Source organism: Ferrimonas aestuarii (assembly GCF_005116665.1).
GTDB classification, from domain to species: Bacteria; Pseudomonadota; Gammaproteobacteria; order Enterobacterales; family Shewanellaceae; genus Ferrimonas; species Ferrimonas aestuarii.
Genome location: NZ_SWCJ01000019.1, coordinates 76,813 through 92,048, shown reverse-complemented (window position 1 = coordinate 92,048; position 15,236 = coordinate 76,813). Strand labels below are relative to the sequence as shown.

The 15,236-nt window shown below is 52.3% G+C and carries 12 protein-coding genes and 1 other RNA gene; 6 read left to right on the top strand and 7 right to left on the bottom strand.

Annotation, left to right across the window (positions count from 1 at the left end; genetic code table 11):
* Positions 1-189 precede the first annotated feature (189 nt).
* From dolP to FCL42_RS18380, 4 genes are all read right to left on the bottom strand, one after another.
* A complete protein-coding gene (gene dolP / locus FCL42_RS18395; RefSeq protein ID WP_136864897.1) occupies positions 190-756 on the bottom strand; it encodes a division/outer membrane stress-associated lipid-binding lipoprotein in 567 nt (188 codons plus the stop codon).
* 170 nt (positions 757-926) lie between these two features.
* A complete protein-coding gene (locus tag FCL42_RS18390) occupies positions 927-1,517 on the bottom strand; it encodes a phosphoheptose isomerase (RefSeq protein ID WP_136864896.1) in 591 nt (196 codons plus the stop codon).
* A gap of 11 nt (positions 1,518-1,528) precedes the next feature.
* Entirely contained in the window at positions 1,529-1,864 is a 336-nt protein-coding gene (locus FCL42_RS18385) for a YraN family protein (protein WP_136864895.1), read from the bottom strand.
* On the bottom strand, positions 1,861-3,687 hold the full coding sequence (locus FCL42_RS18380) for a penicillin-binding protein activator (protein ID WP_169308449.1): 1,827 nt from the start codon (positions 3,685-3,687) through the stop codon (positions 1,861-1,863). Before FCL42_RS18380 ends, FCL42_RS18385 begins: the two co-directional genes overlap by 4 nt.
* An 85-nt stretch (positions 3,688-3,772) precedes the next feature.
* On the opposite strand from FCL42_RS18380, the gene rsmI reads away from it, so the two are divergent.
* The 5 genes from rsmI (at position 3,773) to FCL42_RS18355 (ending at position 9,796) form a co-directional block, all read left to right on the top strand.
* A complete protein-coding gene (gene rsmI / locus FCL42_RS18375; RefSeq protein ID WP_136864893.1) occupies positions 3,773-4,612 on the top strand; it encodes a 16S rRNA (cytidine(1402)-2'-O)-methyltransferase in 840 nt (279 codons plus the stop codon).
* A 90-nt stretch (positions 4,613-4,702) separates the two neighbouring features.
* Positions 4,703-5,087, top strand: an RNA gene (gene rnpB / locus FCL42_RS18370) — RNase P RNA component class A.
* Between the two features lie 1,191 nt (positions 5,088-6,278).
* Positions 6,279-6,986: a TetR/AcrR family transcriptional regulator gene (locus FCL42_RS18365; RefSeq protein WP_136864892.1), complete on the top strand. Its 708-nt coding sequence runs from the start codon at positions 6,279-6,281 to the stop codon at positions 6,984-6,986.
* Positions 6,987-7,251: 265 nt separating this feature from the next.
* Positions 7,252-7,809 carry a LuxR C-terminal-related transcriptional regulator gene (locus FCL42_RS18360; protein ID WP_136864891.1) on the top strand — a complete coding sequence of 186 codons (558 nt, stop codon included), beginning with the start codon at positions 7,252-7,254 and terminating at the stop codon, positions 7,807-7,809.
* 31 nt (positions 7,810-7,840) lie between these two features.
* A complete protein-coding gene (locus FCL42_RS18355) occupies positions 7,841-9,796 on the top strand; it encodes a hypothetical protein (protein ID WP_136864890.1) in 1,956 nt (651 codons plus the stop codon).
* A gap of 654 nt (positions 9,797-10,450) precedes the next feature.
* On the opposite strand, the gene FCL42_RS18350 is transcribed toward FCL42_RS18355, so the two are convergent.
* Both FCL42_RS18350 and FCL42_RS18345 read right to left on the bottom strand, forming a co-directional pair.
* On the bottom strand, positions 10,451-12,925 hold the full coding sequence (locus FCL42_RS18350; RefSeq protein WP_136864889.1) for a S9 family peptidase: 2,475 nt from the start codon (positions 12,923-12,925) through the stop codon (positions 10,451-10,453).
* Positions 12,926-13,003: 78 nt separating this feature from the next.
* The gene (locus FCL42_RS18345) at positions 13,004-13,585 is read right to left on the bottom strand and encodes an anthranilate synthase component II (protein ID WP_136864888.1); all 582 of its coding nucleotides are present in this window, start codon (positions 13,583-13,585) and stop codon (positions 13,004-13,006) included.
* A 94-nt stretch (positions 13,586-13,679) separates the two neighbouring features.
* Between FCL42_RS18345 and FCL42_RS18340 the strand changes: the two genes are divergently transcribed.
* Positions 13,680-14,690 carry a Kelch repeat-containing protein gene (locus FCL42_RS18340; RefSeq protein WP_136864887.1) on the top strand — a complete coding sequence of 337 codons (1,011 nt, stop codon included), beginning with the start codon at positions 13,680-13,682 and terminating at the stop codon, positions 14,688-14,690.
* 77 nt (positions 14,691-14,767) lie between these two features.
* Here the strand turns inward: FCL42_RS18340 and FCL42_RS18335 are convergent, their stop codons facing one another.
* The gene (locus FCL42_RS18335) at positions 14,768-15,196 is read right to left on the bottom strand and encodes an autonomous glycyl radical cofactor GrcA (RefSeq protein ID WP_136864886.1); all 429 of its coding nucleotides are present in this window, start codon (positions 15,194-15,196) and stop codon (positions 14,768-14,770) included.
* Between the last annotated feature and the right edge of the window lie 40 nt (positions 15,197-15,236).

Below are 15,236 nucleotides of genomic sequence, written 5' to 3'. Positions count from 1 at the left end.
TTCTACCTGTTCAACCACAGATAATTTAAAGGCCATTGGGTAATCACGCTGCGAGCGTCTGCGTCGCTTGGGCTCTACCTTTTCCATAATAGGTCTCCAATGTGTAAACCTATTTCAGGACGGGTCAAGGCCAAAACAAAAAGCCGAAGCAGTTGCTTCGGCTTTTTTGTGTTTGAAGAGCTGGTAATACTAGTTCTGAACCATCTCAAATACTTTGATCACCTTACGCACGCCACTGGTGTTACGAGCAATGTCCACCGCTTGGGCGGCTTCTGCGGAGGTGACTAATCCCATCAGAAACACTTCGCTGTTTTCAGTGACTACTTTGATTCGAGTGCTATCAAAATTCTCTTCCGCCAACATGCGGCTCTTGACCTTAGTGGTGATCCAGCTGTCATTACTGATGGTGCTAAAGCCGATGGGGTTGCCGATGCGGATCTGATTCTGTATCGCTCTGGCTCCATTCAGATCGCGGACTAGGCCAACGGCTCGAGTTCGAAGCATCTCATTGGGAGCTTGGCCAACTAATAAGATCACCTGATTAAGGCTAACGGCGGTGATGTGGGTTTGATTGTTGACCCCTTCATCACTATTCAGGGCTCGGTTAGCCTGAACTTCCAAAGTCTGGTCGTCGATCTGGCTGCCGAAACTGCGGCGATCGTTGATGGCAACCGCGCCGCCAACGGTGCCCACTAATACGGCCCCTGCGCAGCCGTTAAGCACCAGTACTATTAGGGCTAGGGCTCCTAAACGCATAGATGTTCTCCCAAAAGCTGCCACAGAATGACAGAGTTAAATCAAAATAAGGTCTTAGGCGTGTTGTTCTTGCTCTAGGGCTTTGAGTCTTTTCTTTTCAGAAAGTTGCCCGGAATCCGCCAATTGCATCAGCAAAAAGCACCATGACATTGAATGGTGCTTAGCGCTGATTAATCTTCCTGCTGAGGGAATAGGGTGCGATCGATGGCGTCACATAAGCAATGAGTCGCCAACAGGTGTACCTCTTGAATGCGGGCGGTGCGATTGCTGGGCACCCTCACTTCCACATCTCGAGTAGACAACAATCCCGCCATGGCACCGCCGTCGGTTCCAGTCAGTGCGATGATGGTCATGTCGCGATTTACCGCCGCTTCCATCGCCTTGATAACGCTCTCGGCGTTGCCGCTGGTGGAGATCGCCAGTAGCACGTCGCCAGGCTGCCCTAGGGCTCGAACCTGCTTTGAGAACACTTCTGAGTAGCTGTAATCGTTGGAGATCGCCGTTAGAGTTGAGGCGTCGGTAGTCAGGGCGATGGCCGGCAGGCTTGGTCGCTCGGTTTCAAAACGGTTCAGCAGTTCTGAGGAGAAGCTCTGAGCAATACCGGCACTGCCGCCGTTGCCACAGGTCAGGATTTTGTTGCCATTCAGAAGACATTGCACCATTACCATGGCACCGTTCTCTAGAGATTCGGGTAGGGCTTCAAGGGCATCAATTTTGGTTTGAATGCTTTCGGTGAAACTCTCTTTGATCCGTTCTAACATGAACAGTCCTCTTAAAATGCGTTTTTAATCCAATCGATAGTTTGCCCCTGCACACTGACTACATCGCAACGACATGGCCGATCACTCCAACCCTGTTGCTGGAGATAGTAGCTAGCGGCGAGGCGCAGGCGTTTCTGCTTTGCGGGGGTAACGGCGGCAGATGCGCCACCGAAACCTGAAGAGCGGCGGTATTTTACCTCAATAAACACCAACTCGTTATCCTGTTGCATCACTAAATCCAATTCGCCGAAACGGCAGTGGAAGTTTTGGTGCAGCAAGATTAACCCTTGGCGTTCAAGCCATTGGCAAACCTGTTGCTCTGCTTGACTGCCTTGGGCTCGGCTCATTGTTGGCTGCGCAGGCGCCCCCGTTGGTATTGAGCCCAGCCTAACTGGCGGCTTAATACCCCGTTATCGGTTACGGCTAACTGGCCGGTAAGGCCTTGAACCTGATAGCCATAGAACACTCGCATCTGCGCCAAGCGATCGATGAGTGCCCAGCTGTCGTAGCCCATGGCGTATAGGCGAAGTTGGCTGTCACTGCGTTCAGGCCACCATTGGTGTGCCTGCTGGCGGGTATCGGTATTACCCAGAAGCCACGGCATATCACTGATGTAGAGCCCGTTTAGCTCGTCACGGGCCTGTTTATTGTCTTGATAAGCGTTAGCGCGGCTGCTGGTGTACAACTGAGGCGGCTGTGAGAATACCGCCACGTTCACCTCAACAAAGGGTTTCAGCAGACGAATCTCTTCCACATTGGCAACAATGAACATAGCGTCCACATCTTGGCGGGAGCGAAAATCTGCAATCACCTTGTTGCCAAAAGCCCCTTTGATGGCTTTGATCTGCTCTAGGCTGGTATCGACTTGCAGCGCTTTTCGAACCGCATTTTGCATGGAGTCTTTGCGATCAAAGTGGTGAATTTCCACCGGCTTATTGGTGAGCTCGAGCCAAGCGGTATTAAAGGCGTTGGCCATTCGTAATCCCGCTTTAGACGCAGGAGCAAGCACGATGGGGTTGGTACGGCCATCCTGAAACAGTTTTTCCGCCACATGCATCGATTCCTCTTCCGGTGACAGCGAGAAGAAGAAGCGGTTGTCGTCGGCGACCACTTGGGTGGGCTGATTCAGTGCCAGCATTGGAATCTGCTTATCGGCCACGGCCAGCACTTTGTCGACATTGTCTTTGGTCAAAGGGCCAATAATAAACTGAGCACCATCGGCGATGGCCTGATGGTAGGCGTCAACGGCGTCGATGGCTCCGGTGTCGTAAAACTGAATCTGTCGCCCCATGTCTTGCTCAAGAGCTCGGCTCATCAGCCCGTCTTGAATGGATTTGGCTTGAGAGGCAAAACGACCCGTTAGGGGAAGCAGCACCGCCACCTGTTGCGGGCGATAGGGCTGGACCGATAGGGCTCGCTGCAGATCTTGTGGTAGATCGCTGGCGGCGGGGTGGTTTGGGTTGTCGCGCTGCCAGCGCGCCAATTCGCCAACTAAGGAGGAGGGCTGAATGGCAAAATGCTTGGCAAGCCAAGCCAGCTCCAGCCACCCTTGCCACTGTTGGTCTTGGGTGGTGTTGATGGTTTGTCGCAGCTGTTCCTCATCTACCTGGCTCAAGTTAGTCCAGATGGCCTGGCGGGTTAAGGATTGCTCTTGAGTGGGTTGCAGTCGTGACAGGTCATAAAAGTTGGCTGCCGCAGACAGCGGTGCGGCGGTGCTCTGGTATAACTCACCCTTGAGTCGATAGTAGTGTTGCCACTGGGCTTGGGTCAGGGGCCAGTTTAGTGGCCAATCCAGCAAAGCCAACGCATCGCTGCGTTTATGATTGTGGATCGCCAGCTCACTGATCAGTAACCGATACTCCGCCTGAAATTGCGGGGCTTGGCTGAGAGAGGAGCTCATGGCATTTAGAAGCTTAGCGGCGGCATTGAAATCTCCAGATTCCACATAAGCGCGGGCGGCCAGCAGCAATAACCGCTGCTGGGCTTCCCCTTTGACCTGCGTGGCTTGTTTTAGGTAGCTGGCCGCAGGTTGAGTAGCGACACCAAGCTGCTCTTGAGTGGGAGCCTGCTGGCGAGGCGGTGCCGGTTGACTGCTACAGGCGGCCAACAGCAGCACAAAAGCGCTGATTCCAAGCTTTTTTGTCAGTTTGGCGGAGAAGTTTTTCAACACACTAATCGACTCTGATAAAATTATTGGCTTAATTGTAACCCTCTGTCGTTGCTAAACCAATCAACAGTCATCAAGAGTTTGTTTCATGGAATCCAACCCAACCCTATACATAGTGCCAACCCCAATCGGTAACTTGGACGACATCACCCAGCGGGCACTGACGGTGTTGGGTCAGGTGGATCTGATCTGCTGCGAAGACACCCGTCACAGCGGCAAGTTGTTTAGCCACTTTGGCATCAGCACCAAGACGGTGTCGGTGCACGATCACAACGAACGTCAACGGGCCGCTTGGATCATCAGCAAGCTGGAAGCCGGAGAGAACATCGCCCTGGTTTCTGATGCTGGCACGCCGCTGATCTCCGACCCGGGTTACCACCTGGTTTCACAGGTTCGACAGGCGGGCTTTACCGTGGTTCCCCTACCTGGCCCTTGTGCAGCAACCACGGCGCTGTGTGCTGCCGGGCTGCCTTCGGATCGTTTTAGCTTTGAAGGCTTTTTGCCGCCGAAATCCAACGCCCGTCAAACTAAGCTGGCGGAACTGCTGCAAGAGCCGCGCACCATGATCTTCTATGAGGCGCCGCGCCGCATCAAAGATACCTTGGCAGACATCATCGAAGTGATGGGGCCGGAGCGTCCGGTGGTGATTGCCCGTGAACTGACTAAGACTTTCGAAACCATCGAGGGTCGACCTGCATCGGAGCTGCTGGAGTGGGTTAACGAAGATGACAATCGCACTCGCGGTGAGATGGTGCTGATGATCGCTGGGTTTAAAGCCAGTGACGACACCCTGCCGCTGCAAACCGTTAAGATGCTGGAGCTGCTGGCGAAAGAGTTGCCGTTAAAGAAGGCGGCGGCCATTACTGCCGAGATCATGGGGCACAAGAAAAATGCCCTGTATAAATTTGGTCTGGAGCAGGGCTGGTAGAGGGCCCATTGCTGCATTAGTGCGCAGTTCTGCGGGCTATCAGTTTTTGTCGGTAGCGATTCGTGGCGATTGCGATTATACTCCCGCCTCGGAGTTGGCTAGACAATCGCTGCTTCGTCGTTGTGCTTGACCTTTGGGGACAGCAGACGGGCGAAGGGGAGGAAAGTCCGGGCTCCATAGAGCAGGGTGCCAGATAACGTCTGGGGAGCGAAAGCTTACGACCAGTGCAGCAGAGAGTAGACCGCCGATGGCGTAGCAATACGCACAGGTAAGGGTGAAAGGGTGCGGTAAGAGCGCACCGCGCGGCTAGTAATAGTTCGTGGCACGGTAAACTCCACCCGGAGCAAGACCAAATAGGGTTCCTTATGGCGTGGCTCGCGTTGGAACCGGGTAGGTTGCTTGAGCCTAGGAGCGATTCTAGGCCTAGATGAATGATTGTCCACGACAGGACCCGGCTTATCGGCTGACTCCAACCTATTGATGAGAAACCGCAGATTCGAAAGAGTCTGCGGTTTTTTGTTTTTGGAACTTTGAAATGTCATAGCCAGGATGAATGATTGCCCACTCCGCCAACATGACACCCAGCGGCTTATCGGCCGACTCCAACCTACAAAGAAAACCCGCATCATCTTCAGGTGGTGCGGGTTTTTGTTTATTTGTCCTTATCGGGACAATCATGAATAGATAAATGATTGTCCACTCCGCCAACATGACACCCGGCGGCTTATCGGCCGACTCCAACCTACAAAGAAAACCCGCTATCTTGAGAGAGGTAGCGGGTTTTTGTTTATTTAGAGCTAGCTTGCCTTTTGCCTCCGGCGGGCGAGGGTTTCACCCTCTGCACACCCTTTTGCCTCCAACGGGACGACAACTCCTCGCTCTCTCGACATTTTGCTGCAGCGTCGGTCCGATGCGTCGTCCCTGACTTAGCGCCCCTTTCGGTCATCCATGACCTCGGCTTGGCTGCATTGTCGCTACACTCGGCGTCCCGAGTCGGCGGTTTGGTGTTCGCATCAGTGAAACTGAGTTGGTGGGAGGTTTGGGTTTGATCGGTTCAGGTGGGGCTTTATGCCTCCGGCGGGCGAGGGTTTCACCCTCTGCACACCCTTAGCCTCCAACGGGACGACAACTCCTCGCTCTCTCGACATTTTGCTGCAGCGTCGGTCCGATGCGTCGTCCCTGACTTAGCGTCCCTCTCGGTCATCCATGACCTCGGCTTGGCGACATTGTCGCTGCACTCGGCGTCCCGAGTCGGCAGTTTGGTGCTCGTATCGTCAACCTGAGTTGGTGGGAGGTTTGGGTTCCATCGGTTCAGTTGGGGTTTTATGCCTCCGGCGGGCGAGGGTTGCACCCTCTGCACACCCTTTTGCCTCCAACGGGACGACAACTCCTCGCTCTCTCGACATTTTGCTGCAGCATCGGTCCGATGCGTCGTCCCTGACTTAGCGTCCCTCTCGGTCATCCATGACCTCGGCTTGGCGACATTGTCGCTACACTCGGCGTCCCGAGTCGGCGGTTTGGTGCTTGTAGTTGATTCTAAAGTTGTGGGTGGTTGTGATGCGACAACGCAGAGCAAACCGGTATTTCCACATATCTTTTATTGCGCTCAAATCCGATAATCAATTGCAGGCGTTGAGCTAGCGATAAGATTTTATTGAGGTAGGAAATGGGTAAGCATCGGCAGCGAATATTTGAAGCGGCTCGAGTCTTGGTCGCCGAGAAGGGGGTGTTTGCGCTCTCTATGCGTGATTTGGCAAAAACGGCGGATATCTCCATTGGCACTCTCTATCGGGAGATACGCAATAAAGACGACTTAGTGCTGTTGATGGCTGCGGATAACGTTCGTCGGCATGGGGAGGGGCTGGAGCAAGCCGCTGAATTTGGCTTGAACCCTGCCGAGCAGATGATGTTTTGCATTGGATTTGCTCCCTACTGCATTGATTTTGCTAATTTGAATTCCGATAAGGCGTTAGGGGTTGGAGCGGACTTCTTGATAGGCAATTGCGATTTGGTTTCTCAAGCTACGGAGTCAGCGATTGATGAATTCCAGGCGAGCTTTAACCAGTATCGCAAACTGGTTGACGACTTGGTCATCAGGCTAAGCCAACGGGGAGCCTTCTCCGATTCTTATTCTAGGGCGAAAGAGGTGGCTATGGATTTGTCTATCTTATGCCGGGGGACGCGAGTGATGAGAATCATGCGAACAAATTTGAAGTTTCGTGCCAATCAGGTGGATACCCAGAAGTTGTGTCAACTGGCGGAGTTGATACTTGGCCAATTAGAGTGGCAACAGTCAAGTCCCCTCTTAGATGCGAAAAAGCTCGAGTTAGCTTGGCGAACGGTCATGGATCATCAGAGGGCCGTTTCGCGATAACCCGATATTCATCTCCATAAAGTGTGAACCGCCGTTATACGGGTGTTCCATTTTGGGGTGCTGATGAACTTTGTTGAGTGACGCGTTTCTCGTCTTCTGCTCAACTGAATGAATATTTTTCATTCGGCGGGGCTGCAATATTGAATAAGGTCGCCACTATTCGTGAGTTTGGTGCTAACTCTAGGCGACTCGACTCTCCTTAGCATCTTACAAAACCGACTCTCCATATACTGTGAATACATTTCATTGCGAGGGGAGTTGAACCATGTTGCCATCAGGTTGGATCTTTTATCAGTCTGTCCATTTTCAGCAATCACGCCATGACTCGTGGGCTATGACTCCTTGGAATCTTAGCTTCGATAATCAATTTGAGTGCAGCAACATTCTTGTTTCTCATTCTGAACTTCGACAAAGCGCGTGTGCTTTGCTGGCGACGGAAAAGAGTGCGATTTTTCATTTTGATCTCGACAGTGAGCGTCAGACTCTTGGTCTTCGAGTGGTCTGTGGGCAAGGTGAACAGGGCTATCTTTTTCTGATCTTTGATCAGCTCAATTGCGCTAAAAAAGCCGATGTTATGGGTTACGTTAGCCAGAGTATCTTGCCTTATGTACATCAGCAGTCTGCTAGAAAAAGCCCATCTCAAAGAACGAAAACTGTGGTTAGGCTCACCGCTTTAGGTTTCACAACCACTGAAATTGCCAATGCCCTATTTTTGTCGAATCGAGGCGTGGACTATCACCTTGATTTGGCCAAAAAGCACTTAGGTGCCAGTAATCGCTCTGCGTTGATTTTTCTTGCAATGCAGCAGGACTGGTTCACTTGAGACCCCACTAAACAGAAACTGAGTTAATACGATGAAAAAACTGATTGCCTTAGCGGTTGTGTCCGCTATTGGGCTGGTAGGTTGCGGCTCCGATTCGGATCCAGCGACCACTCCGCCTACGACAGAGCAACCTAAGCCTGCGCCAAAATACGCCAACTTGGATGTGGATGTGGAGCCGAATCGTCAATTTGAAGGTATTGTTCATATTTATCTGGGGCGTTGGTATCCCTGTACCACGGAGCATCCAGAAATGTGCTCGCCGGAGATGCCTGCTGATTATGAGATACCAACCACTGGGAGCCAGACGGGAACTTATGGAAAGCCTAAGGACAGCAGCGACCGAAATAAGAACAAGTACTATAACTCCCGCACTAGTGACGACAGTAAATACTATATGGAGGTTGCGGCCAGTGATATTAAAGCCTGGCGTGAAACTTCGATCCGCAGTGATGTCTTTGTACCTGGCCAATACTCGATTCTCGATGTAATGCTGTATGTCTCTACTTTGCGTGATGATCTCGAAGTTACCTTGGGAGAATGGAATGATGAGCTTAATACCTATGACTTCACCGTCTCCTTTGATGCAGATGGCGATGGGCGCTTTGATAATGCCGCTGCTGGAGACTATCTGAATAGTGAAAATTGGTACGCTTCCAGTACGTATGATCAGGGCGATAATTTAAAGATCGCGAACCCCTATCTGGATACTCTCTATGAGCGTTTGGATGAGTATTGGGTTCAGCCGGAAATGAACATTCGTTTCCAGCCTGTGTCTCCAGCAATGCGTGATCGGGTCAAGCAGGTTCAGAAAGCGGAAGCCGACCGTCTTAAGGCCAATGGCGGTAAGGTTATTCTGCCTAACCTCATTATTGCTTACTTAGATGGCCGTAAAGGGCCGCAATTACCCGCGAGCAACTTTGAGGTAAAAGCTTACAATCTGCGCCCTGATGTTTATCAGCCTGGCGTGATTACCGTGCAGGATGCATTCATGACGGCTTATCACGAGTTTGGAGTGGAAATCCGATTTGGTTTCTGGCCGACGTTGTCGACGGGAGCGACTATTGATGCCTACATTATTAGCCAAGCTGATGGTGTTCGAAACGGAAGTGAAGGTTTTAGTGGCTGGGGATGGATTGCTGGCGAAACACAGTCCACGGCGGACTTTTTTAGTGGTCCATCTTGGCCTAAGGCTGAAGAGTTGGTTGACGGCAGTGCTCCTTATGACAGCCCAACGATCTGCCACTTCCTGAGAGATGAGCAGGGAAAACTGTCTAATGCTGCTGCTCAAGAATGTATCGATATGTGGTACTCCGCTTATGGTGGGGTCAACATACACCGTACTGCAGATGTGTCGGTAATGCTTAACCCTAAGGAGTTTATTCAGGTCTATTGGGTTGGCCCTGACTACGGATCCAAGTATGAGATGACGGAACATAACATTGCTGGTGACGGTAAGTTCCCTATTCATGAACTGGATAATGCCATTGCACCACTCACACCGAGCCATTTTGGGTGGGGAATCGCTGACTGTGGCTTGTGCCACGGAAAAGAGAACACCCATTTAGATGGTGGTGATTCGCCAGTGCTCGGCGATACAACGGAACCGTATTTCTGCGCCTCCTGCCATGGTGCTAATGGCGCGCCTCAAGGACATGGTGCCATTGTTCGCTGTCACTTTTGCCACTCTCAAGACAAGCTGATGTTGAATCATGGTGAAGCTTCCAAGCAGTATCGATTTGATGAAATTCCGTGTTTTGGTGTTACCCAGAAGGGTAACGAACTTAACGGTGAGACGGGCTCATGTGCTGATGTGGTTAAATCTAAGGATCCGTATACCAAGGACCTGCTAGACAGCTACTCCCATAACGGTACTACCTATGGTGAGCAAGAACCGAGTAAACAGCTGACCAGAGGTAATAGTGATTGGCACACCAGTAAAACGTTCCCTGATCCATACTCCTGTATGACCTGTCACCCTAACAAGTAAGTTTGGGGTTCTGAGGATAGCAATGCTGTTGGGTTGAGCTTAAGAAGAGAGCTCAACCCAAGATTATATTGAGGGCAAAAAGCTGGCTTTGAGAACTAGTGATGATTCTGAATACAGAAAAACAAAAGCCCGCTTGTTGGCATAGAGTGGGGGCAAAATGGCTGACTTTGGGGGTCACTGTAAAAACAAAAGCCCCGCTTGTTGGGTAGCGGGGCAAAAAGGACAAACACAACCATTCAAGGCAATCACATTGAACGTGACAGTTCTTAACCTAGTGATTGTTGTTTTATTATTCAAGTATTTGGCATAAATATACAATATTTCTTCATTTTTATTCCGTTTGAGCGCGATGCGTGTCGCAAAATAACAAAGGGCACCGAGGTGCCCTTTGATGATTTATTGGAGTACTAGGGCCTGTTGACCTTTTATGCTCATTTTTGCGCCACAAATTGCCTTCTTTGTTTTGAAATCCATCGCTTTTTTGATTTAGATGGTAAATAAAGGGTTTCAAAGCGCCCTTCGGGGTCTGACTAACGGCTTTTACTCTGCGTTAAACGATTTCGACGTAGAACCACTATGCCTTCTATCGTTTGCCTTGATTAAAAGCCGTTATCCTAGACCAAAATTTCATCACCAAAGATAAACAGCCCCTAATCAGTTAAGGTTGGTTTCCATCAATTTGTAGATGCGGCGATATTCATCCAACCAGCTGGAAGGCTCACGGAAGCCGTGGGGCTCAATGGGGTAGATGGCGGTTTCGAAGCTGGGTTTTTCCAGCTCGATCAGTCGCTGCACTAAGCGCACACTGTCTTGGAAGAACACATTGTCATCCAAAACCCCGCTCATGATCAGCAGCGGATCTTCAAGGCCTTGGGCAAACTCGATGGGGGAGCTGCGCTCATAGGCGATGGGATCCACATCTGGGGTGTTGAGGATGTTTGAGGTGTAGCCATAGTTGTAGTGGGCCCAATCGGTAACCGGACGCAGAGCGGCACCAGCTTGGAAGTGCTCGGCTTTGGTGAACAGCGCCATAAAGGTGAGGAAGCCACCATAGGAGCCGCCGTAGGTACCTACGCGATCTTTATCTACGGACAGGGTGTCGGCCATCCAGTCGATGCCATCAATCATGTCTGCCACTTCGCTGTGACCCATGTTGCGGTAGGTGGCGGTACGCCAGTCTCGGCCATAGCCTTTAGAGCCGCGGTAGTCGATGTCCATCACCACATACCCCTGTTGAGCCAACAGATTGTGGAACATGAATTCACGGAAGTAACCGGACCAGCCAAAGTGGGCGTTTTGCAGGTAACCGGCACCATGGGTAAAGATCACCGCAGGGTACTTACCCTCTTTGACCTTGCTGTCGTTGTTCGGGCGATAAATTCGAGCGTACACCGGCTTGTCCTGATGGCTCGAAGGTAGCGCCACAATGTCGCCGGCTTGCCACGGGTAGGCGGCAAACTCGTCGCTAACGGTATGAGTCAACTGCGTGCTGCTGCCGCCAACGGGCTGCACAAACAGCTCCGGTGGGCGAGTGCGGCTAGACGCTGTCAGCAGCAGTTGCTGCTCGTCTGGGCTTAACTGGTAATCGATGCCACCTTTGAGGTCGGTCTCCTGACGCAATTCGCCGCTTTGGCTATCGACACTGAACACTTCGTATTGGCCTGGGTGATTGACGTTGGCCTTGAAGAAGAAGCGGTCACCAGCTTGGTTTTGGGTAACTTGGCTGACCACAAATTCCCCTTGAGTGAGGGCTCTGGCTTTGCCGTTCAGCGGCTTAATGTACAGCTGTGAGTAACCGGACTCTTCCGACAGGTAGTACAGCGCCGAACCGTCGCGTTTCCAGCCAAATTCGTTGTGGGTGTAGTTCACCCAGGCGTCGTCGTGCAGGCGGTGCTGATTGGTGAGCTTGCCTGAGGCCAGATCCACCGTAGCCAGCCAGCGATCTTTGTTGTCGGCGGCGGCTTCCAGCATCACTGCCAGTTGATCGCCTTTTGGAGACCACTGAATTGCAGATTGCTGCCAGCCCCAGTCTTGCATCAAACGAATCACGCGCAGTTCAGGTTTGCTTTCATAGCTGCCGCCATCGCGCTCGGCGTTTTCCTGCTTTACTTTGGCCAGCACGTCTTCATCGAAACCCGGTAGCCCTTCCCAACTGATGTCAGCTTTGCTGCCGGTTTGGGTATCCAGCACCATCAGTCGGTGAGGGTTAACCACCGCTTCGGCCACTCGTGCTCGCGCCGGAACGGCGTCCACGTAGCCGCGCTTATCCAGATAGTTGGGCATGATGTCGTGATCGCTGCGCCAACTGCCCTCTTTGTCGGTTACCACCACCATCAGGTAGCGGCCACTCGGGGATGGGCTCAGTTCAACCAAGCGCTCGCTGGCGTTGAGGTAGAACGGCTTGGGTGCCAGGCTGCCATCTTGTTGCTGACGCTGCGCCTGTTGCTTTGCCTTGGCTTCAGCATTGAGGTACTGCTGATCCACATATTGAATCAGGCGGCGCTGCTGTTTCGCTAGATAGGTATCTGGAGTCTTACCAGGCTGTGGCGCTTGGCCAAATACCAGCTCGGTTTTCAGGCGAGTGAGGCCAGAGCTCGGATTCAGTTCAAACAGTTTCTGACCCTTCCAGAACAGCAAGGCGTTGTCTTGAGTGAAGCGGAAGCCGTCGATGCTGTCGCTGTCGCGAGTCAGCTGGCGAGCATTGCTGCCATCAGCTTGGCTAACGAACAGGTTGCCTTCATATAACCAAGCCGCCAGTGAACCATCTTGGCTCAGTTGCTTGTGCTCCATCTGGTTCCATTTAGCAAAGGGCAGCTCCATAGCTTGGCCGTTCAGTGGCTGATAGAACGCTTGATAAAGCTTGGAGTTGGCCTGCTTTTGCCAGTAGTAGACACCTTTGCCATCGGCGGCCCACAGTGGGTTTTGCGGGGCGTTGCCCATCCAGTCTGGATTGGCCATGATCCGTTTTAGTGTCAGTGGTGTTTCACTGGTGAGCGTCGCCACAGGGGTTAATTGAGCGGCAGTGGTGGTCGCAGTCTTTGGGGCTTGAGATTCAGGGGCTAGCGGGGTAACAGAAGCGCAGGCGGTTACCAGGCTTAGGCTGACACCCAGTCCGATCCATTTTTTCATTATTATTTTCCTTCACTGTTGATTGTGTGCGTTATATCACAAATGAAGGGGAGGCTACATGCTGGCCGAAGGTGAAATTCAACTGTTTTGTTTCAGGAAGTTATCCAGCAATGCTAGCCCCGATTGAGTCAAAATCGACTCCGGATGGAACTGCACCCCTTCGACCGCCAAGCTTTTGTGTTTCAGCCCCATGATCACCTCTCGCCCTTGCTCATCTTGATGCCACGCTGTGACCTCAAGGCTATCGGGGAGCGTGTTGGCGTCCACCATCAGTGAATGGTAACGGGTAACTTGCAGCGGATTGGGCAGGCCGGTGAACACGCCAAGATTATGGTGGCGGATGTTAGACGTTTTGCCGTGAACTACCTCGTGGGCACGCACCACCTTGGCACCATAATGCTGGGCAATGCTCTGGTGACCCAAGCAAACCCCCAACAGCGGGATTTCGCCAGCAAAGGCATCGACGGCATTAAGGGAGATTCCGGCTTCGTCAGGGCTGCAAGGCCCGGGAGAGAGCACAAGGTAATCAGGAGCCAACTGGCGGATGCCATCAAGATCGAGGTCGTCATTGCGACGCACGACAACTTCCTGCCCCAGTTGCTGAAAGTACTGCACGAGGTTATAGGTAAAGGAGTCATAATTGTCGATCATTAACAGCATGGTCTATCCGTAGTCGTTGAAAGCGATTAGCGCTGGCATTCTACCCATGCACTGAGATAACTTCACCTATCCAATAAAGAACAAGGAGAACTGGATGGCGAGTTGGATATTGGCGATGGCCCTTACCGCAGCGGCTTTGCCTCCTTTACCCGAACCGGTTACCAACAATGCGGTGGCCAAAGTGACCTTAGACGACACGCCGTGGCTGTTGAGCTTCAATGGCTTGGGTCAGGGCAAGACCTATCAACAGGTGCATGACAAAACCTGGGGCATTGAGTTGGAAAACCATGGCCAATGGCAGTCGCTAGCGCCGGTGCCTGGCCCCGGTCGATTGGCGTCGGTGGCCATCGGTGTGGGCAAATACGCATACCTGTTTGGCGGCTACACCGTAGACGCTAAGCATAATGAAGTGTCACTGCCGGATGTGTACCGCTATGACTTAAAGACCGACAGCTACACCGAGTTGGCACCGATGCCGGTGCCGGTAGACGATTCCGTGGTGCTGAGTTTTCAGCAGCGTTACCTCTACCTTGTCAGTGGCTGGCACAACGACGGTAATGTCAATCTGGTGCAGATGTACGACATCAAGACCAATGAGTGGAAACAGGCCAGCCCCTTCCCCGGTAAGCCGGTTTTCGGTCATGCGGGTGCCATTGCTGGCAACACCATGGTGATCTGCGATGGTGTGGGCATGACCTACCCAGCAGAGCAGCGCCGAGGATTTCAGGCCGAGCCCGCTTGCTATCAGGGCAAGGTGGAGCATGACGATCCCACTAAGATCCAGTGGCAGGCCCTGCCACATCACAGTGGCGTCGCCCGTTATCGAATGGCGGCGGTGGCTCGTCCAGAGCGCGCCGAGCTGTGGTTCATCGGTGGCAGTGTAACGCCCTACAACTATGACGGCATTGGCTATGATGGCATTCCCGCGGATCCCAGCCATCGCATCAGTGTGTTCGACATGGTGGAGAAGCGCTGGCGCAATGAGAAGTCCATCGATGCCAGCATGGATCATCGCGGCGCCATTAAACTGGGCAAGCAGTTGGTGATTTTGGGCGGCATGGGTGAGCAACAAAGCGTGCTCAACAAGGTGCGAGTGCTTGATTAGCGTAAACTCATGGCGTAGATAGCAAAAAGCCTCAGTGATTCACTGAGGCTTTTTCATCTTTGACTCATTAAGCGTAATTACATGCTTTGAGTGAAAGTACGGGTAATTACGTCACGCTGCTGCTCTAGGGTCAGGGCGTTGAAACGCACCGCGTAACCGGAAACGCGGATGGTCAGCTGGGCGTTGTCGGCCAATAGTGCAGAATCTTCGTCGCTGGCGGTACCGGCCTCTTGGCGCTCACGGGCTGCCATCAGCTTTTCCAACACTTCACGTTTAAGAACGTTCACGTTCAGGTGCTGACCACCTTCACGGCCGGTGGATTGACCCTCTACAGGCAACTCACGAAACTCAAACTCACCCAGTTGTTCCAGCGCCACTTGTTGGTCTGCTTCGAAACCGGATGCGGCCGCTAGGCAGCGTGCTTGTTGTGCTTGTTGGTCTACCAACCAGATGCTGCCAATAAGGTCAGCGTTGTCGGCTTGAGTGATCTGAATGCCTGTAATCATAACGGATTTTCCTTTTACAACTTTGGCTCTAGAGTACGCG

What these genes read in the sequence shown, in the direction of transcription:
- FCL42_RS18390 (WP_136864896.1), bottom strand. Translation starts at nt 1,517, where the DNA reads ATGTTAGAACGGATCAAAGAGAGTTTCACCGAAAGCATTCAAACCAAA.
- FCL42_RS18335 (WP_136864886.1), bottom strand. Translation starts at nt 15,196, where the DNA reads ATGATTACAGGCATTCAGATCACTCAAGCCGACAACGCTGACCTTATT.
- FCL42_RS18360 (WP_136864891.1), top strand. Translation starts at nt 7,252, where the DNA reads ATGTTGCCATCAGGTTGGATCTTTTATCAGTCTGTCCATTTTCAGCAA.
- FCL42_RS18385 (WP_136864895.1), bottom strand. Translation starts at nt 1,864, where the DNA reads ATGAGCCGAGCCCAAGGCAGTCAAGCAGAGCAACAGGTTTGCCAATGG.
- FCL42_RS18355 (WP_136864890.1), top strand. Translation starts at nt 7,841, where the DNA reads ATGAAAAAACTGATTGCCTTAGCGGTTGTGTCCGCTATTGGGCTGGTA.
- FCL42_RS18345 (WP_136864888.1), bottom strand. Translation starts at nt 13,585, where the DNA reads ATGCTGTTAATGATCGACAATTATGACTCCTTTACCTATAACCTCGTG.
- dolP (WP_136864897.1), bottom strand. Translation starts at nt 756, where the DNA reads ATGCGTTTAGGAGCCCTAGCCCTAATAGTACTGGTGCTTAACGGCTGC.
- FCL42_RS18340 (WP_136864887.1), top strand. Translation starts at nt 13,680, where the DNA reads ATGGCGAGTTGGATATTGGCGATGGCCCTTACCGCAGCGGCTTTGCCT.
- FCL42_RS18365 (WP_136864892.1), top strand. Translation starts at nt 6,279, where the DNA reads ATGGGTAAGCATCGGCAGCGAATATTTGAAGCGGCTCGAGTCTTGGTC.
- rsmI (WP_136864893.1), top strand. Translation starts at nt 3,773, where the DNA reads ATGGAATCCAACCCAACCCTATACATAGTGCCAACCCCAATCGGTAAC.
- FCL42_RS18350 (WP_136864889.1), bottom strand. Translation starts at nt 12,925, where the DNA reads ATGAAAAAATGGATCGGACTGGGTGTCAGCCTAAGCCTGGTAACCGCC.